At 69.9% G+C, this 18,152-nt stretch carries 19 protein-coding genes; 12 read left to right on the top strand and 7 right to left on the bottom strand.

Going from position 1 to position 18,152, the window contains the following annotated elements; all coding sequences use genetic code 11:
• From Q0Q23_RS15170 to Q0Q23_RS15160, 3 genes are all read right to left on the bottom strand, one after another.
• Positions 1-281, bottom strand: a 281-nt coding sequence (locus Q0Q23_RS15170) for an MFS transporter (protein WP_295125775.1), incomplete at its 3' end; no start/stop codon positions are given.
• Positions 282-294: 13 nt separating this feature from the next.
• Positions 295-876 (bottom strand): PadR family transcriptional regulator, encoded by a 582-nt coding sequence (locus Q0Q23_RS15165; RefSeq protein WP_295125772.1) that lies wholly within the window; start codon positions 874-876, stop codon positions 295-297.
• Positions 877-988: 112 nt separating this feature from the next.
• The gene (locus tag Q0Q23_RS15160) at positions 989-1,600 is read right to left on the bottom strand and encodes a uracil-DNA glycosylase (protein WP_295125769.1); all 612 of its coding nucleotides are present in this window, start codon (positions 1,598-1,600) and stop codon (positions 989-991) included.
• A gap of 886 nt (positions 1,601-2,486) precedes the next feature.
• On the opposite strand from Q0Q23_RS15160, the gene Q0Q23_RS15155 reads away from it, so the two are divergent.
• The 6 genes from Q0Q23_RS15155 to rsgA are packed head-to-tail and all read left to right on the top strand — an operon-like array spanning position 2,487 to position 8,218.
• Positions 2,487-3,443: a hypothetical protein gene (locus tag Q0Q23_RS15155; protein ID WP_295125766.1), complete on the top strand. Its 957-nt coding sequence runs from the start codon at positions 2,487-2,489 to the stop codon at positions 3,441-3,443.
• 1 nt (position 3,444) lies between these two features.
• Positions 3,445-4,404, top strand: a complete 960-nt coding sequence (locus Q0Q23_RS15150) for an ABC transporter ATP-binding protein (protein WP_295125763.1) — start codon at positions 3,445-3,447, stop codon at positions 4,402-4,404.
• Entirely contained in the window at positions 4,401-5,150 is a 750-nt protein-coding gene (locus Q0Q23_RS15145) for an ABC transporter permease (RefSeq protein ID WP_295125760.1), read from the top strand. The genes Q0Q23_RS15150 and Q0Q23_RS15145 overlap by 4 nt, the downstream gene beginning before the upstream one ends.
• On the top strand, positions 5,147-5,932 hold the full coding sequence (locus Q0Q23_RS15140) for an ABC transporter permease (RefSeq protein ID WP_295125757.1): 786 nt from the start codon (positions 5,147-5,149) through the stop codon (positions 5,930-5,932). The genes Q0Q23_RS15145 and Q0Q23_RS15140 overlap by 4 nt, the downstream gene beginning before the upstream one ends.
• A 37-nt stretch (positions 5,933-5,969) precedes the next feature.
• Positions 5,970-7,190, top strand: a complete 1,221-nt coding sequence (locus Q0Q23_RS15135; protein ID WP_295125784.1) for a pitrilysin family protein — start codon at positions 5,970-5,972, stop codon at positions 7,188-7,190.
• Positions 7,187-8,218, top strand: a complete 1,032-nt coding sequence (gene rsgA, locus Q0Q23_RS15130; protein ID WP_295125754.1) for a ribosome small subunit-dependent GTPase A — start codon at positions 7,187-7,189, stop codon at positions 8,216-8,218. The genes Q0Q23_RS15135 and rsgA overlap by 4 nt, the downstream gene beginning before the upstream one ends.
• 7 nt (positions 8,219-8,225) lie before the next feature.
• On the opposite strand, the gene Q0Q23_RS15125 is transcribed toward rsgA, so the two are convergent.
• The 3 genes from Q0Q23_RS15125 to Q0Q23_RS15115 form a co-directional block, all read right to left on the bottom strand.
• A complete protein-coding gene (locus Q0Q23_RS15125) occupies positions 8,226-9,374 on the bottom strand; it encodes an alcohol dehydrogenase catalytic domain-containing protein (protein WP_295125751.1) in 1,149 nt (382 codons plus the stop codon).
• Between the two features lie 11 nt (positions 9,375-9,385).
• On the bottom strand, positions 9,386-10,402 hold the full coding sequence (locus Q0Q23_RS15120; RefSeq protein WP_295125748.1) for an HAD family hydrolase: 1,017 nt from the start codon (positions 10,400-10,402) through the stop codon (positions 9,386-9,388).
• Between the two features lie 100 nt (positions 10,403-10,502).
• Positions 10,503-11,660, bottom strand: coding sequence for a TIGR03364 family FAD-dependent oxidoreductase (locus tag Q0Q23_RS15115; RefSeq protein WP_295125745.1), 1,158 nt, complete (start codon positions 11,658-11,660; stop codon positions 10,503-10,505).
• A 182-nt stretch (positions 11,661-11,842) separates the two neighbouring features.
• On the opposite strand from Q0Q23_RS15115, the gene kynA reads away from it, so the two are divergent.
• The 6 genes from kynA to purQ all read left to right on the top strand — a co-directional run bounded on the left by kynA (position 11,843) and on the right by purQ (position 17,222).
• Complete coding sequence (gene kynA, locus Q0Q23_RS15110; protein ID WP_295125742.1) at positions 11,843-12,703, top strand: tryptophan 2,3-dioxygenase; 861 nt, start codon at positions 11,843-11,845, stop codon at positions 12,701-12,703.
• The gene (locus tag Q0Q23_RS15105) at positions 12,700-13,962 is read left to right on the top strand and encodes a hypothetical protein (protein WP_295125739.1); all 1,263 of its coding nucleotides are present in this window, start codon (positions 12,700-12,702) and stop codon (positions 13,960-13,962) included. The genes kynA and Q0Q23_RS15105 overlap by 4 nt, the downstream gene beginning before the upstream one ends.
• A gap of 56 nt (positions 13,963-14,018) precedes the next feature.
• Positions 14,019-15,287 carry a kynureninase gene (locus Q0Q23_RS15100; protein ID WP_295125781.1) on the top strand — a complete coding sequence of 423 codons (1,269 nt, stop codon included), beginning with the start codon at positions 14,019-14,021 and terminating at the stop codon, positions 15,285-15,287.
• Positions 15,284-16,177 carry a PaaX family transcriptional regulator C-terminal domain-containing protein gene (locus Q0Q23_RS15095; RefSeq protein ID WP_295125736.1) on the top strand — a complete coding sequence of 298 codons (894 nt, stop codon included), beginning with the start codon at positions 15,284-15,286 and terminating at the stop codon, positions 16,175-16,177. The genes Q0Q23_RS15100 and Q0Q23_RS15095 overlap by 4 nt, the downstream gene beginning before the upstream one ends.
• 89 nt (positions 16,178-16,266) lie before the next feature.
• Positions 16,267-16,524 carry a phosphoribosylformylglycinamidine synthase subunit PurS gene (gene purS, locus Q0Q23_RS15090; protein WP_295125733.1) on the top strand — a complete coding sequence of 86 codons (258 nt, stop codon included), beginning with the start codon at positions 16,267-16,269 and terminating at the stop codon, positions 16,522-16,524.
• On the top strand, positions 16,524-17,222 hold the full coding sequence (gene purQ, locus Q0Q23_RS15085; protein WP_295125730.1) for a phosphoribosylformylglycinamidine synthase subunit PurQ: 699 nt from the start codon (positions 16,524-16,526) through the stop codon (positions 17,220-17,222). The genes purS and purQ overlap by 1 nt, the downstream gene beginning before the upstream one ends.
• A gap of 78 nt (positions 17,223-17,300) precedes the next feature.
• On the opposite strand, the gene Q0Q23_RS15080 is transcribed toward purQ, so the two are convergent.
• Positions 17,301-18,092: a helix-turn-helix transcriptional regulator gene (locus tag Q0Q23_RS15080; RefSeq protein ID WP_295125727.1), complete on the bottom strand. Its 792-nt coding sequence runs from the start codon at positions 18,090-18,092 to the stop codon at positions 17,301-17,303.
• Positions 18,093-18,152 lie beyond the last annotated feature (60 nt).

The following is an 18,152-nucleotide window of genomic DNA, read 5'->3' as shown; positions in this document are numbered from 1 at the left end:
CCGCACCAGGCGGAGGCCAGCGTGAAGATCACGAGGCCGATCAGGTAGATGTTCTTGGGGCCGAAGCGGTCGCCGAGACGACCGGTGATCAGCAGCGGGACGGCGTAGGCCAGCAGGTAGGCGCTGGTGACCCAGATGACCGCGTTGTAGTCGGTCCCGAGGTCGAGGCCCTTCATGATCGACGGGTTGGCGACCGACACGATGGTCGTGTCGATCAGGATCATGAAGAACCCGATGACGAGCGCCCAGAGGGCGGGCCAGGGCTTCAGTTGGCGTTCCATGTGATTCTTTCTCTCAGTGCTTCTTCTCCTCGTCCCACGAGATGGCTCCCGAGGCGAGGTCGTCGATGAGGGCGTCGAGCGTGGCCACGTCGGCCTCCGCCATGGTGCGCAGATAGCGCACGTCGAGCCAGTACTTGGCGGGCAGCCCCTTCGCTCTGACGCGGTGGATGCCGTCATCGAGCAGGGCGATATCGGCTCGGAGCAGGCCGATGCGCTTGCGCAGGAGGTCGATCACGGTCTCGAGCGGCAGGTTGTGCGCTTCGCCGAGGCCGAGCGGGAACTCCGGGAACTCGTTGACCGGCTTCGCGATGATGTCCGCGACCCGTTCGCCGAGCGCGAGGGTGCCCTCCTCCGTGATCTCGTAGGTGGTGCGCTCCGGGCGGTTGCCCTCGCGCTCGGTGCCGGTCGCCCGCACCAGACCCTGTCGGGCCAGCCGGTCGACCGTGTGATAAAGGGACCCGGGACGCACCTTGACGAGCCGGTCCTCCGAGCGCGTCACGAGCGTCTGATACATCTCGTACGGGTGCGTCGGCCCCTCGGCGAGCAGCGCGAGCGCGGCGACGGCGAGGGGGGTGAGCGAGGGCGTCTGCGGCATGGATCCCGTGGTTTCGGCGTGGATTGATCGGAAAGGATTATTCCACGTGGAATAATACGCCGGGAGGGACGGCGATGCAAGCGGCGAGCTCAGTGCCCGACCAGCGGAGCGCTCAGAGCCGACCACTCCGGTTCAGCTCGAGCAGCTGCTCGGCGAACAACGCGGCCCCACCCTGGGCGGGGTGCCGGATCGCCGGCGCCCCGAGCCCGGCCGACGCGATCGCCCCCTGCGCCTTGCGCCCGACGGCGACCACCGTCTCGATGCGGAGCGCACGGATCAGCTCGAGCGCGACCGGCGCCCCGGCGCGCACTTCGGCCGGCCGCGGCGTGCGGTTGCTGCGCGGGTCGCCCGCGACGAACGGGTGCAGCGGATACACCGGCCACGACAGCGGGATCGGCCCCTTCCACTGGCGCAGGGTCGCCCACACGACACGACTGGAGGCCTCCCACGGCGCCTGCGGATGCTCGGGCAGTTCGAGCCCCGGCACCACGCCGGCATCGGCCTCCCGTGCGGACACGAACGGCACGCCCGTCACCGTCATCCCCCGCCATCCCGGCGCCTCGCCGAGCAACAGCACGGAGGCGCGCGGCATCGCGAAATAGCGGCGCAGGTTGCGCTCGCGTCGGCGCCCCTCGGCGTCGTCGCCGTAGAGGGCCTCGGCGTCCACCGGCTCGGGGAGCGCGCGCAGCAGGTCGAAGAAGCGGGCGAGCGGGTCTTCGGACACGCCTCCAGCCTGGCACGGCTCCGCGGCGAAGGTCAGTGCGGTGCCGCAGCGGCATCCGAGGTGACGGCGGCTCCGGCGGGCGCGGGTGGTCGTCGGCTGGGGCCTGGGAGGTGGTCGGGGCGACAGAGGTCCCGATCACGGGAGTCCTCACGGTCGGGCGGATCCCAGGCTGCGGAACCGAACATGCGAGAACACTCGGGAACGATCAGGCCGTGCTTCGCACTACAACCAGGCGAACTCGTCGACACCCTCGAACTAGAACAGTAAGTCCCGCGAATCGGGCGGTTGGTTCACGTGACTCCGCGTCGCAGCTACGTCCCTTTCTCCATTCGATCCGGTCGGCGCGATCCGCCCTCCTACGGTCGAGGAACCGGGGTGTCCGCCTTCGGTCGTCGACAACACTGAGGAGTCATTCGCATGGACGAGACCTACGACGCAGTCGTTTCGGAGATGAGCAACACGCAGGGCTTCGTGGCCTCGCTCTTCGCCGGGTGGAACCACGGCGCGGCGATGTTCTGATCCGACCTCTTCAGTGAGGGGGTGGCTTAAACCGCGCTGCCCCCTCGCCCATGCGAAAGCCTTCCGAATGATCGACACTACGACGGCCTTCGTCGCCGACCTCCTCGCGTCGGCATCGGCGGACTCTCCCGGCGTGGTACACCCGCGTTTCGAGAGCGTGATGAGTCATGTCGCGCTGGAGGGCAACGCATTCCTCCTCGCGGCCAGGCGCGACCATGCCCCGCTGACCGACCTGCGCCTCCGACGCGATCTGAGTTCACGAGCCATGTTCGAGCTGAACGTGGACGCTCTGATCGCTCAGCAGCCAGAACTCCGCAGAACCCTCACCGACCACCTCGATCGAGCCTCCAGCGCGAATGAGACATCCGTGGCGCTTCGCGAGACCCTCGGCCTCGGGTCCATCAGCAGACGCACGCGCTCCGTTCCGTTCCAATCCGAAGCAGCGGCATACGTCGCCCTGCTGAAGTACGTCAATGCGTTCGGCAGCTGGGAAGACGCGCTCGATGTCGCTCGATCGGTACACGCCCATCGGAAGGCAGGGGCGGAGTCGCAGCGGGAAACGATGACGTACGCGCTCGCCGCCTCGGTCCTCGGCCTCTGCCGGGAGAGCGCAGCCAGCGATGATCTCTTCGCAATCGCACTCGCCGGAATGCCGGATCCGATCGAACGCACCTTCGCGGGACTGCGCTGGGCCTCGTTGCGGGCGAAACGCCAGGGGAACATCGATGCGGCCGAAGACCTGATCGACGCCCTCGACTCCGATCTCTCACACGCGTCGGCGCATCGCGACGACAAATCCGTCGGCTTCGGGATGCTCTGGAACCTCCGTGCGCTGCTCGCGGTACGCCGGCGCGATCCGAAGGCCGCACATGCCGCTGTGACACGCGCGATCGCGCATTTCGAACAGGGCAACGGCCACCGCACCGCCGCGCATGCGATCGGCTCGGAGGAAGCACGACGCTACGAGTGGATGGCTAGGCTGAATCTCATCCAACTCGATATATTTGCTCATACATTTGTCTCAGCCATCGAGAAGCTGACGATCCTGGTCGATTTCTCACGCGAGAACGACCCGGGGTCGCTGCACACCTCTCTCTCGACTCTGGCCTATGTCCATATCCAGAATGACGACCCGGCCGCGGCGCTTCCACCGCTTCTCGAATCGCACGAGCGCCTCCGAGCCGAGTACGACCCGTTCGTGATCGACCAGGTGAGGAAGATGCTCATCCGCTGCTACATCGAACTCGGAAGAGAGAAGGACGCCGAGCGGGTGTCCGCCTTGCCAGCGAATTTCTGGCTGCCCACCGAAATGCCAGGAGCCTGAGATGCCGATCGAGATAGCGAACCTGACACGGAGCTATGAGGGAGCCAGAGGTGCACCCACCGTCCAGGCGCTGCGCGGCATCACCCTCTCCATTCCCGACGCGGAGATATTCGGCATCCTCGGCCCCAACGGGGCGGGGAAGACCACTCTCGTGCGCATCCTCGCGACCCTCCTGACCCCGACCTCGGGGACGGCGAACGTCAACGGCCTGGACGTCGTCACCGATGCGAAGGAGGTACGGCGCCAGGTCGGAGTCGCGTTCGGCGGAGAGCGTGGACTGTACGACCGCCTGTCCGCCACCGACAACCTGAGGTTCGCAGCGCAGTTGTACAGCGTCAGCCCGCGGCGCATCCGGGGTCGAGTGAGTGAGTTGCTCGAACTCGTCGGCTTGGCCGACAAGTCGAAAGCGCGCGTGGAGACGTTCTCGCGCGGCATGAAGCAGAGACTGCACATCGCCCGCGCGCTGATCCACGACCCGGCCGTCGTCTTCCTCGACGAACCGTCTTCGGGGCTCGATCCGGTGGCGGCACGGGCCCTCCGGGAGCTTGCCGGCGAGCTGCGCGAGCGAGGCAAGACCATACTGCTGGCCACTCACTCGATGGTGGAGGCCGACGAGCTCTGCGACCGGGTGTCGATCATCTCCTCAGGAGAGATCCTTCGGATGGGCACACCGGAACAGGTCAAAGCGGACGTCTCCCTGGGGCGCATCCTCGAAGTCGAGGCGTACGACGATCCGGCGGAGGCGATCAGCCTCATCCGCACTCTTCCGACGGTGTCGGCTGTCGAGCACGCGAGTTCCGGCGACACCGTGCGTGTGATCGTCAGACTCGAGCCGGAAAGCGACATGTCGGTCGCGGACATCATCTCCCGGATGGACGGGAACCGGATCGGGCGCGCGTTCGACCGGGAGCCCACGCTCGAAGACGCCTACGTCTCGATCGTCGAGGCGGGAATCAGGTGAGGCTCTACCTCGCGGCCTGGTGGCTTCAGCTGAGGCTGCTGTCCCGTTCGCCGTTCTTCGTCGGCATGGCGATTCTGACGCCGATCGCATATTGCTCCATCGCCGTGCTCATGGCGGGCGGTCAGGCGAGCCTGCGCATCGTGGTCGGCGCTGGGCTCATGGGCGCGTGGTCCACGACACTGTTCGGTGCTGCCGAGGCACTCTTCATGCAGCGGTTCAGCGGCACCCTCGAATTCCTGATTGGTTCGCCACGCAGCCTGGTCGCCCCGGTCCTGGGCTTCGCCACCGCGACGGTGTCACTCGGCGCGTACTCCACGGTCGCCGCTTGGCTCTGGGCGAGGTTCGTCCTGCAGCTCGGGTTCGAGAGCGTGAGCTGGAGCTCGATGTCGGGAGGACTGGCATTGACCTTCGTCTCACTCACGTCGATCGGCGTGCTCCTGGCCGGACTCTACGTCCTCACACGCAAGGCGATCGAGATCACGAACGTCATGGAGTATCCGATCTGGCTGGTGTGCGGCGTGCTCGTCCCGGCGGCGACCCTCTGGCCACCGATCGCAGCGGCAGGCAAGCTTCTGCCACTCGGTTGGGCGATGGAAGTCGTCGACCGCGCTGCGACAGGCGAGCCCGCATTCGCCCAAGCCGGGAACGCTCTGGGTCTTTCGATGATCTATCTCGCCGTCGGCGTGGTGCTCATGCGTCGAATCGACCTGCTGGCTCGCAAGCGAGGGACCCTCAGACTGCGATGACACCTCTGCGTACGATCGGGATCTCGGGATTGCTCGGCTTCCGCGCGCTCTTCGCCTGGAACACACCGGGGCTGTTCGTGACGTCGCTCTTGCTGACGCCGACGCTGCAGATCCTGTTCTTCGTGGCGCTGGGACAGGCTCTCGCCTATCAGGACCCGGCCTTCTTCATCGTCGGCAACGGCATCCAAGTCGCCGCGACGGCCGGAATAGCCGGAATGGTCAGTGTGATCGCCGACGAGCGCCGGTTCGGGACGCTCAGCATGGTGCTGGGCTCCCCCGGCTCCCGGGTCGCCGTCTTCGTCGGTCGGATGCTCCCCGGCGTCGTCTGCGGTTTCATCGTGGCTTCGCTGACCTCCGTGGTAGGGCTGGCGCTCGTCTCTCGGCCACTCGATCCGCCCCAGCTTCTTCTCTACATGCTGGCGATCATCGTGGCGGCGGTGTCGTGCTCCGCGATGGGGCTCGCCCTGAGCGCGTGCGGTCTTGCCTATCGCGACATCTTTCAGATCGCCACGGCGGCGTACCTGCTGACGATGGTGGTCTCCGGCGCGAACATCGATCGCTCGACGCTGCCCGAGTGGACGCGGATCCTGGGAGACGCGCTGCCCACCACTCACGCCATCGATGCGGTGAGGGCGATGCTCGATGGGGAGACGGTTCGGACGGCGCTGGTCTCGGTCGCGCTCGAGGGTTGCGTCGCGGCGGTCTGGGTCGCTGTCGCTCTCGTGCTGATGAAGCTGTTCGAGCGGGTCGCCAAGAGGCGCGACGCACTCGACCTCTACTGACGGGAGTCTCGTGCCGATCACCACGCTCACGAATGGAATGCGCTTCGCTTCCGCCCGCATGCCGAACCTTCCGGTGGATGCGATCAGTCTCGCGGTGCGCGCTGGTTCCGCGGTGGAAGGTGAGCACACGCGCGGAGCCGCTCACCTGGTGGAGCATCTGACGCTGGCACGAGGCTCGGAAGACTCACGCACGGGCCTCGCATCCGACTTCGACACGGTCGGAGCTCAGCCGATGGCTGTGACGGGGAAGGACTCGACCGAGTACACAGTGCGCGTCCGCAGTTCCGACCTGGCCTTCGCCCTCCGGGCATTTCGCGGGGCGTTGTCTCGACCGGACATGACGCGCGCACGATTGGATGCGGAGAAGCGAACCGTGCTCGCCGAGCTCAGTGGTATTCGACACCACATCGAGCGCGCGGCACTGCAGACGGCGGAGTCACGACTATTCCAGGGCACGCCCCTCGCGCTCGCTCCGGGCGGCACGCACCTCGACATCGCGCGGTTGAATGGCGGACAGGTCGCCGCGTACTGGTCAGCGAACTACCGCCCGGCGAACATGGACCTCTGCATCGTCGGACCACGGCGCCACCGGGAGCTGCTGCCTCTGGTCTGCGAGGCGTTCGGAACTCGGCCCTCCACGAACCTCGACCGACCGGCCCCGGCTCCGCGCTCTGACGCGAAGCCGAAGCGTTCGGTGGCCGTCCGCGGCGGCGAGCATGCCACCCTCTCACCGGTCGTCTGGGCGTTTCACGCCCCGGCCGCAGGCCACAGTACGAGGGTTCGCGCGGTCGTGCTCGCGGCGCTGCTGGCCAGCGGCTTCGCATCGCTGCTGGTCTCCGAGCTCCGGGTCGACAACCAGTTGGTCTACTCGCCGCGGGCGTTCTACACGGGCTTCGGCACAAGCGGCATGCTGACCATCAGTGCTTCCACGTCCGCCGACCGGGCGGACGAAGTGCTGTCGCGGATTCGAGTCGTGCTGGAGAAGGTCGCTTCATCCGGGTTCTCGCACGAGCAGCTCGAGTATGCCATCCGCCATGTAGCGTGCTCCACGGAGATAGCGCATGCCGATCAGGTTGGGAGGCTCCGGTCGCTCGCTTCGTCGATCCACTATCTGGGGCACGTCCCACGGCTCGATGACCTGCTTCGGCTGATCCGCTCGGTGCGTACCACGGACGTCGCTTCCCTGGCCGCGAGCATGCTCGAGAACGAGACGGAGATTCTTACGCATGCGGCGTTCCCCGCAGAGGATCCCTCGTGACTGAGTCGATCAACGACATGGGCCCTTACGCACGAACTCTCGGCTGCACGGACGACGTTCGGCGTCGCGCGTCCTCGGCCGGGCCTGCCCCAGGAGGTGCACTCGCCCGCATCGTCCGCATCGATCGCGCTTCCGCTCTCGTCCTGCGAACCGACTCCGTCGAGTCGACGACGCGCTCGGATCCAGGCCTCGCGGTGGGCGACTGGGTGTGGCTCGACGAGAAGGGTGAGGTCGCCAACCGTCTCGAACGCGCGAACGAGGTCGTCCGCGTCCGCGGTGATGGCACGCCACAGCTCCTCGGCGTGAATGTGGACGTGACCCTGCTGGTCGTGGATGTCCGGAACGCTCATCGCGTCGGCCTGATCGAGCGGCTGGCGACCGTGGGATGGGACACCCAGGCGGCACCCCATTTCGTCGTCACGAAGTGCGATCTCGCCTCCACCCAGCGACGCGCCGAGATCGAAGCTGCCATCACGCTCGCCGCCCCGGGAATCGACGCGTCGTTCGTCTCGGCCACAGCGAATCTCGGCCGCGATGACCTGGCCGCGGCGCTGTCCGACGGGCGAACGGGGATGCTGATCGGGCACTCCGGCGTGGGTAAGTCGACGCTGCTGAACTGGCTGCTCGAGGACGCCCGCGCCGACGTCGGTGCTGTACGGGAGCGCGACTCGAAGGGGAGGCACACGACCACGGCACGAACGCTTTACCCCCTCCCCGGTATCGGCGGCTCCGTGATCGACACTCCTGGCATTCGGGAGATCGGCATCGCTTCCGTCGGTGCGCTCGGGCAACTCTTCGAGGACGTCTGGGATGTGTCGGCCGCGTGCCGGTTCAGCGATTGCCGGCACACGCGCGACGCCGGTTGCGCCCTCCGCGACGCGGTCGAGCGCGGCGATATCCCGGTCGACCGATACCGGCGGTTTCTTGCCTACCTCAAAGAACTCGACTCCGGTCCCTCACAGCGACGGGACAAATCGGTCGAGTACTCCCGCATGGCGAGAGAGTTCCGCAAGGTTCGCGGACATTAGCCCCCGGCTACGGCCGCACCGCCACCCGCGGGAACCCGCCGCTCGCCAGCGCCGCGTCCACTTCGGCGAGCGGGAACACGGCGCCGACCTGTTGCGCGAACGGGTATGTGGTGCCGTGACCGGCGAGGAAGCCGACGGCCCGCTCCAGGTGCCGCGGCGCATAGTTGTGGACGCCGCGAATGGTGAGGAGGTGGCGCACCAGCACGTCGGGAACGACCGGCAGTTCGGGGCCGGGCGACACCGACCCGGCGAGCACGAGCACGCCGCCGATGTCGACGACCGAGAGCAGCGAGCGCACGGCCGACTCCGTCCCCGAGAACTCGAGTGCGATGGACGGCGCCGATGCGCGGCCTCCGGCCTTGGTCAGCGCGTGCGGGAGCCCGGAACGGGAGCCCGGCGCGGCGGCGGGGTCGGCCACCGCCACCGCGCCGAACAGCAGCGCCGTGTCGCGGCGTTCGGCGACCGGGTCGCTCACGACGACCTTCGCTCCGGCCTGCGTCGCCATCGCCGCGGCGGTCAGCCCGAGCATTCCCGCGCCCGCGATCACCATCAGCGCGCCCTCGAGCGGCACGATCGCCGCTGCCGCCTCGAGGGCGGCGGCCACGGTCGCGGTGGGGCACGACGCGGGCGCGAGCACTTCGGCGGGCAGGTGCTCCGGCACCGCGACGAGGGGAGTGCCGTCGAGGATGTGCGTGTGGGTCGCGAAGCCGCCCGACAGTTCCCACCCGCGGCGCATGCGCTCGTGCCCGTACTTCTGGAGGCTGATGCACTGCTGCGGTACGCCACGCCGGCACCGCGCGCACCGGCCGCAGGGAACGGCCGCAGACCAGACGACGCGTTCGCCGAGCGCCACCCGCTTGCCGTCGGTCGTCTTGGCGCCGCCGCGGCCGAGCGCGATCACGCGACCCACCTGCTCGTGGCCCAGCACCAGCGGGGTGGAGGCCGCGTGGCGGCCCAGGACGGTCTCGACGTCGGATCCGCAGACCGTCGCGAGCTCCACCTCCACCAGGGCGTCGCCTGGCGCCAGCCGGACGCCGGGAACCGCGACCGCTTCGTGCGTGTGCCCCGGGCCCGGCCACACCATCGCGGTGGCCGACGGATACACGCTCACCCCCATGCCCAGGCTCGCCGGCGGCTCGACGACGCGTGGGGTCACTGCCTTGATCGTCACCGCAGCGTCTGCCCCTCCGGCCGGTCGTCTGCGCCCGTCTCGTCGAGATCATCGACGTCCCCCGCGTCGCGGAGCGCGTCCAGGTCGCTGAAGTCGGCTCCGTCGGCGTCCGGCTCGTCCACGTCGGTCACCTCGTCGACGTCGGCGTACTCCTCGTATTCGTCATCGTCGTCGTCATCGACGTCGTCGAGGCGGTCCGCGCCCTCCAGCGCGTCGAGGCCCTCCAGCGCGTCGGGGCCCTCCAGCGCCTCCAGGCCCAGCAGTTCGCCGAGGTCGGCGACGCTCGCCACCACGGCGTCGGCGCCGGCTTCGGAGAGTGCGCGCTCGTCGTCCGACCCGGTCAGCACACCGACGACGAGGCCCGCTCCGGCGGCCAGGCCGCCGGCGACATCGGCCGTGGCGTCGCCGACGACGACCATTCCGTCGACGCTCGACGCGCCGACACGCAGCAGCGCCGTCAGCGGGAGGTCGGGATAGGGTCCGCCGCGGCCTGCATCCTCGGGAGTGAGGGTGAGGTCGGCGAGCCCGCGCCAGCCCACGGCGGCAAGCACCGCGTCGGTCGTGGCGCGCGAGAGGCCGGCGGTCAGCACGACCGAGACACCGATGGCGCGCAACCGGCGGATGAGCTCCTCGGCTCCCGCTACGGCCCGGACGCCGCCGTGGGAGGCGAGCTCGGCGTAGGCGGACTCGAAGACGGCGGCGGCGTGCTGAGCCTGGTCCTCGTCGTCACTGAGGGCGCGGAAGACCGCGATCGTCGATCGGCCGGCGCTCGCCTGAAGGAACGCGACGGCGCGGTCGAGCTCGTCGTCCATCCCGGCGATGCCCGCAGCATCGGCCGCACGCTCGAACGCGCGCTCGACCAGCCCGTCGTCGACCACGGTCGTCCCCGTGAGGTCGAGCACCACGACCTCCAGGTCGGCCAGGTCATCGAGGTCGTCGGCGGGAGCAGCGATGTCGGCGTCGATGATCGCGGCGTCGTCGAACTCGCTCGTGATGAGTCCTTCAGGGGACATGGCGGGGGCCTTTCGGAGCGGTCGTCGAGGTCGGCGACTGGAGTGGTCGGGTGGAGTGTTCGCGGGCGGATGGACAGGGTCGGCGGGAGCGCCGGCGAGGTCAGCGGGAGCGGGCGGCTCCTGCTGCGGTCAGGACGCCGGGCGCGGTCGAGAAGAGCTCGTCGACGACCCGGTCGGCGAGGCCGAGCCCGGTGGCCATACCGGCTCCCCCCGTCACGGAGACGACCCGGACGGACGGCGCCGGCGACGATACGAGGAAGTCGTCGGGCGCCACGGCGTCGATACCCTGCCACCGCTCCAGAACACGCGTGACGCCGAGACCGAACAGCGCGCGGGTGCGCTCGAGGAGCAGCTCGAAGGCGACCTCCGACTGGAACGGCGGGACGTCGTCGCCGCGAGTGCGGGTCGCGCCGACGACGAGGGACCCGTCGGGTCGCTGTACGCAGCCGAGGTCGGTGTCCAGAGCGGCCAGCACCGGATCCTCCAGCGCCAGCCGCTCACGCAGCGACTGAGCACTGGGGGTGTGCGCGAAACCGGGGAGACGCACGAGCGACCATCCGGTGAGCACCGGTGCGGCGAGCGCTTCGTCGAGTTCGGCCTCCAGCAGCATCATGTCCAGGCCGCAGCGCTGGATGCCGTGCGTCTCCGCGATCCCCGGGAAGAGCCGATCGACGTCCTGGTTCACGGCGACGACCACCGCGTCGGCCGACACCCGGCCCCGTGACGTGTGCACGCGTCCCGTCTCGACGCCGGTCACGGCGGTCTGCCAGAAGAAGTCGACCCCGTGCGCGTCCAGCCAGCGCGCGATCGCGGGGGCGGCCTCGCGCGGATCGACCTGGAGGTCGGAGGGCAGGAAGGCGCCGCCGGCCGCGACACCGTCGCCCGCGGGGATCCGCTCGCGCACCTGGGCGGGGGTGAGCATCCGCACGTCGTGACCGCCGCGCCGGTCGCGGAACTCCTCCAGCACCGCCAGTTCGTCCGGTGCCTGAGCGACCACCACCGCTCCGGACTCGCGCAACCAGAACCCCGTCTCGACCGAGAGCGTCAACCAGAGCTCGCGCGCCAGGTCGGCGTAGGAACGCGCCTCACCCTCCTGGCCGGTGATGCCGAGGTGACCGGCGTTGCGCACGGAGGCGCCGTTCACGCCCGATGCCCGGTCGACGACGGCGACGGTCAGACCGCGGCGCAGAGCCGCGACGGCATGGCCGAGACCGACGATCCCGCCGCCGACGATCGCGAGGTCGTAATGCCTGCCCATGCCCGTCTCCCGTCCGCGTCCCGACGCAGCGTCTCCACGCTAGGAGGCAGCGACGACGATGACGGCAACTCCGGGTAACCGGCTGGTGAACGGACGCGGACGCGCGGGTGCCGGAGAGGCTCACGGCCCTCCATCCGAAACCAGGTGTTGCACTTTCGTGACGATCGACGCAGAATCGCAACATGACGGCCAATGAGAACACGCGCGAGTTCGATCCGGACATCGTGACGGACTTCCGCGACCGGATGTCGTACGGGTCATATCTGGACCTCGACACCCTGCTCAGCGCTCAGAAGCCGGTGAGCGTTCCCGAGCACCACGACGAGTTGCTCTTCATCATCCAGCACCAGACGACGGAGCTCTGGCTCAAGCTCGTGCTCCACGAGCTGGAGGACGCGCGCGATCTGCTCCGCGCCGACCAGCTCCCGCCGGCGCTCAAGCGCATCGCGCGCGTCAAGCACATCCAGAAGACCCTCACCGAGCAGTGGTCGGTGCTCGCGACGCTGACGCCGACCGAATACGCACAGTTCCGCGGATTCTTGGGCAACTCGTCCGGCTTCCAGTCGTATCAGTACCGCGCTGTGGAGTTCGTCCTCGGCAACAAGAACCGGCGCATGCTCACCGTGTTCCGCGACGATCCCGCCGCCCTCGCCCTGCTGACCGGCCTGCTGGAGGCACCCAGCGTCTACGACGAGTTCCTGCGCTATCTCGCCCGCGCCGGGCACGCCGTGCCGCGATCGGTGCTCGAGCGCGACGTGACGAACGCCCACGTCTTCAGCCCGGACCTCGTCCCGGTCTTCCGCGATATCTACGATCACGCCGCGGAGCACTGGAGCGAATACGAGGCCTGCGAAGAGCTGGTCGATCTCGAGGACAACTTCCAGCTCTGGCGCTTCCGCCACCTCAAGACGGTGCAGCGCACGATCGGCATGAAGATCGGCACCGGCGGCTCGAGCGGGGTGAGCTTCTTGCAGAAGGCCCTCGACCTCACCTTCTTCCCCGAGCTCTTCGCCGTGCGCACCGAGATCGGCGCGCCGGAGTGAACGACCACGGATCCGCAGCGCCTCCGCCCGCCGATCGGCCGAACCTCGTCACCGTGGACGCCCTCTGGACCGGCGACGGATTCGCCGGCCCGACCGCGCTCTCCATCGGCGATGGGATCCTGCACGCGATCACCGCCGACCGCGCCGCGCACGCGGTCGGCCGAGGCGCCAGCCCTGTGGACCGGGAACGGATCGACGCGCCGGGCGTCCTGCACCTCGGCGGCACGCTCATCCCGTCGCTCACGGACCACCACACACATCTCGGTCTCAGCGACCCTGCCGCCCTCTTCCGCGGCGGTATCACCCACGCGGTCGACCTCGGCTGGATCCCCGCAGTCGCCGCCGGCTGGCTGCCCGACCGTCCCGACCGTCCCGCGATCGCCATCGCCGGCGCCCTGCTCACCGCTCCCGGCGGCTACCCCGTCACAGCGGGGTGGGCCCCGCCCGGTGCGTCTAAAGAGGTCGGCGGACCGCGGGAGGCGGTGAACGCGGTGCAGGAACAGGTCATGACCGGAGCCTCCCGCATCAAGGTCGCGCTCAACAGCGATGCCGGCGAAACGGTGGACGACGTGACTCTGAGTGCGATTGTGGAGGAGTCACACGCAACCGGTCTCCCCGTGGTCGCGCACACCCAGGGAGCCGGCCAGGCCGCCCGCGCCGTGCGAGCGGGTGTCGACCAGCTCGCCCACACGCCGTTCTCCGAACGCCTCGACGACTCCCTCCTGGCCGAAGCGGCCGAAGCGGGGATGTCGTGGATCAGCACCCTGGACATCCACGGCTGGGGCACATACACCGCGAGCTTCCGCTTGGCGGTCGACAATCTGCGCCGGTTCGCCGCCCGCGGCGGACGGGTGCTCTACGGCACGGACCTCGGCAACGGCGACCTCCCCGTCGGCGTGAACGCGCGCGAGCTCGCCGCGATCCGGCAGGCGGGCCTCGATGGTCCCGCGCTCATCCGCACGATCGCCGGCTCGCCCACCCACGCCGACTCCGCCTCCGCCTCCGCCTCCGCCGCCGGCGCCGGCGCCGCCGCGACCGTTGCGCTCGGCCCTCGCATCGCCTGGATCCCCTCCGTTCCCCCCGCCGACCCCGGCCGGCTCCCCGGCTGGCTGGCCACCGCACGCGGCCTCTTCGTCTCCGACCTCGCCTCCCCGGCTCCTGCGCCCGCGACGCAGACCGCGACACAGACCGGCACAGCAGCCACGAACACAGCGGCCGCTCCCACCGACCGCACAACCCTCCGACAGGAGCACCCATGACCGACACCCCGACCGACGACCCGTTCGCCGACGACGGCGCCCTCGACGGCGACGCCATGGCGGCCGCCCGCGGCCTCGACGCGGCCGACCCGCTCGCGCACTACCGCGAGCGCTTCGTCGGCGTCACGCCGAGCACAGCCGCCGCCACCCCTCCCGTACCCGGCGACCTGGCCGTGCCCGAGCCCGTCCGCGCCTATTTCGACGGCAACTCGCTCGGGCGGCCCACCATCGCGAGCGTCGAGCGCCTCCAGCGCTTCGTGATCGACGCCTGGGGCGGCCGACTCATCCGGGGCTGGGACGAGGAGTGGATGGAGCTCCCCTTCCGCATCGGCGACGATCTCGCAGCGACGACCCTCGGCGCCGCCGCGGGGCAGGTCTTCATCGGCGACTCGACCACCGTCCTGCTCTACAAGCTGGCTCGTGCTGCCGTCGACTCGCTACCCCAACGCAGCGAGATCGTGCTCGACACGGACAACTTCCCCACCGATCGCTACGTGCTCGACGGGATCGCGCGCGAGCGCGGTCTCCACCTCGTCTGGATCGAGGCCGACACCGAAGCGGGCGTCACGCCCGAGCAGGTCGCCGCGGCGGTCGGTCCGCGGACCGCCCTGGTCGTGCTGAGTCACGTCGCTTACCGGTCGGGGTTCCTCGCGGACGCCCGGGCGATCACGCGCATCGTGCACGACGCCGGGGCTCTGGTGCTGTGGGACCTCTGCCATTCCGCCGGATCCGTGCCGGTCGAGCTCGACGCGTGGGGTGTCGACCTCGCGGTCGGCTGCACGTACAAATACCTCAACGGCGGTCCGGGCTCGCCCGCCTTCGGCTACGTGAACGCACGCCTGCAGAGCAGGCTGGTCCAGCCGATCCAGGGGTGGATGGGGGTGCGCGACGTGTTCCTGATGGGTCCCGAGTACCAGCCGGCGGACGGCCTCCGGCGCTTCCTCTCCGGAACCCCGCCGATCGTCGGGATGCTCGCCCTCCAGGACACCGTCGCGATGATCCGCGAGTGCGGCATCCAGGCGATCCGCGACAAGTCGGTCGCGCTCACCGAGTTCGCGGTGCGGCTCGCGGAGACCTGGCTGGCCCCCCTGGGCGTCGCCCTCGCCAGCCCCCGCGACCCCGAGCGGCGCGGAGGCCACATCACCCTGAACCACCCCGCGATGAGGGAGGTCACCGCCCGGCTCTGGGAGCGCGACGTCATCCCCGACTACCGCGACCCGGGGGGGCTCCGCATCGGCCTGTCGCCGTTGAGCACGAGCTTCGAGGAGGTCGCCGTCGGCCTGGCCGCCGTGCGCGACGTCCTCGGGGAGCTGATCCACGAGTGACCGCGATCCGCGAAGACCTCGAGGCGCGCAGCGGGTCGGCGACCGCCCTGCTGCGCACGGTCGTCGGCAGTACGCTGCGTCCGATCGGCGACTGGATGAGCGCGGCGGGCGCCGTCGAACTGATGGGAGCACTCGGTTTCCCCGCCGCGACCGCCCGCTCCAGCCTGGCCCGGCTCTGCTCGCGCGGCGTCCTCATCCGGGAGCCGCGCGGCACCGTCGCCGGGTACGCCCTCGACCCGGAGGCCGTGCCGATGCTGGAGCGCGGCGACGCACGCATCTTCGGCCGGCCCGCCTCCGCGTCGCACTGGTGCCTCGTCTCGTTCTCCTTCCCCGAACATCAGCGGGCGCAGCGCCATCAGCTGCGCCGGCGCCTCGCCGCGCTCGGCTGCGGCACGGTCGCCGACGGCCTGTGGATCGGCCCCGAGCGCCTCGAGCCCGAGCTCGCCGAGGTCGCGGCGGAGTTCGGCGCCGACCTCTTCGTCGGGGCACGGCCCGCCGACGTCGCGGCCGGGGTCGCCCGCTGGTACGACCTGGACGCGATCCGCGCGCTCCACGACTCGTTCATCGCGCGGTTCGGCAGCGCGACGGCGCCCGGCGACGACAGGGCCGATGGCAGGAGCGACGGCAGGGCCGACGACGGAGCCGACGGCACCTCTGACGCCGAGGCGTTCGCACTGTGGATCCGCGTGCTCGACGAGTGGCGGGTGATCCCCTACCGCGACCCGGGCCTCCCCGCCGGCGCACTTCCGCCGGGCTGGCCCGGCGAGGCCTCCGCTGCCCTCTTCGCGCGACTCCACCGCGATCTCGGACCGCGCGCCATCGCTTTCGCCTCGCGCGTCGCGACCGCGGCCGGCGCCGAGGCCCGCGACCCCGGCACGCCCGGTTCCTAGGCACCGTTCGCCACCGTCGTCCTGGCGGTGTCGCGGGGACGGTAGAATCGCTGCTGGCCCCGGATGCGCGAGTGAAGCGGAGATCACCCTTGTCGACGATCGTTGTTGAAGTCATGCCGAAGGCAGAGCTGCTCGACCCGCAGGGCAAGGCGGTCGCCGGTGCCCTGGCCCGCATCGGCAAGGGGCAGTTCTCGGGAGTCCGCGTGGGCAAGCGCTTCGAGCTGACCGTCGACGGCCCCATCGACGACGCGACCAAGGCGGCTGTCACCGAGATCGCGAACGAGATCCTCTCCAACTCGGTCATCGAGGATGTCGTGGGCATCCACTACCCCGAGGGCGACGCCTGATGCGGATCGGCGTCATCACCTTCCCCGGCTCGCTCGACGACCGGGACGCCCTGCGCGCCGTCCGGCTGGCCGGCGCCGAGCCGGTGGCGCTCTGGCACGGCGACCACGACCTCCAGGGCGTCGACGCGCTCGTGCTGCCCGGCGGCTTCAGCTATGGCGACTACCTGCGCTGCGGCGCCATCGCGAGCCTCTCGCCCATCATGACGGAGGTCGTGGACGCGGCCGGCCGGGGGATGCCCGTCCTCGGCATCTGCAACGGCTTCCAGATGCTGGCGGAGGCGCACCTCGTCGCCGGCGGCCTCATCCGCAACGACCACGGCAACTTCATCCGCCGCGACCAGCACCTCGTGGTCGAGAACACGAGCACGCCGTGGACGAGCGGGTTCGAGCAGGGCCAGGAGATCATCATCCCGCTCAAGAACGGCGAGGGCGGCTTCATCGCCTCGGCCGAGGAGCTGAAGCGGCTCGAGGGCGAAGGCCTCGTGGTGTTCCGCTACACGCGCGTCAACCCCAACGGCTCGCTCGACGACATCGCCGGTGTGCGCAACGAGCGCGGCAACGTCGTCGGCCTCATGCCGCACCCCGAGCACGCGGTCGAGCCCGGCTTCGGCCCCGACACCGCGCACGCGATGCGCTCGGGCACCGGCGGTCTCACCTTCTTCACCAGCGTCATCCGCTCCGCCCTCGTCGAGGCGTAGTCCCCCCGCACTCCGTTCCGGAGTTCTGCACGCGACACACCGTGTTCGGGCGTACACGGCTCCGGAATCGACGGCTGCTCAGCCGAGGGCCGTGTATACGACCACGCGGAGGTCGGGGTGGTCGGTGGGCGTGAGCTGGTGATGCTCGAGGCGCACGTCGCCGTCCTCGGGGTGCCGGAACCGGCGCTCGCGCGACGCGAAGCCCCGGATGTCGTAGCGGTCCCAGGCCTCCCGGAACTCCGGGCTCGCCTCCCGCAACCGCGCGACCAGCGCGCGCACCGCCGGGTCGCCCGCGCGCGTACCCGTCTCGGCGCGGAACTCCGCCAGGAATCGCGCGCTGGTCTCCTCCCAATCCGGCAACAGCTCGCGCACGGCGGGGTCGGTGTAGGCGAGCCAGAGGAGGTTGCGGTCTTCGCGCGACGCCCGGGCGACGTTCGGGTACAACCGCGTGTACGCCGTGTTCCAGCCGGCGATGCCCCAGTCCGGGGCCAGCGCGAACGCCGGGTTGTCGCCGAGGGCGTCGAGCAGGCGCTGAACGTGGGCCGGCGCGTCCTCCACGGGCCTCGTCCCGATCGGCGCCGGGAGGCCGAAACCGGCGAGCGACAGCAGGTACTCGTGCTCGGAGGCCGACAGCCGCAGCGTGCGCGCCACCGCGTCGAGCACCGACCGCGACGGGTTGATCGGCCGTCCCTGCTCCAGCCAGGTGTACCAGGTGACGCTGACGCCGGAGAGGTAGGCGACCTCCTCACGGCGGAGGCCTCTGTCGCGCGACCGGCCCACGGGCGGGAGGCCGTAGTCGGCACGCGCGGCCTGCTCGCGCCTGCTGCGCAGGAACCGCCCTAGCTCCGCGCGTGCTCCGTCCGCATCCACGCGTCGATACTAGTGCTCCCACTACTAGTATCAGCAGCGTCTTCCGGGCACGGCAACGCA

It is taken from the genome of uncultured Leifsonia sp. (genome assembly GCF_945957465.1).
Taxonomy (GTDB): Bacteria; Actinomycetota; Actinomycetes; order Actinomycetales; family Microbacteriaceae; genus Leifsonia.
This window is presented reverse-complemented; position numbering and strand designations above follow the sequence as displayed.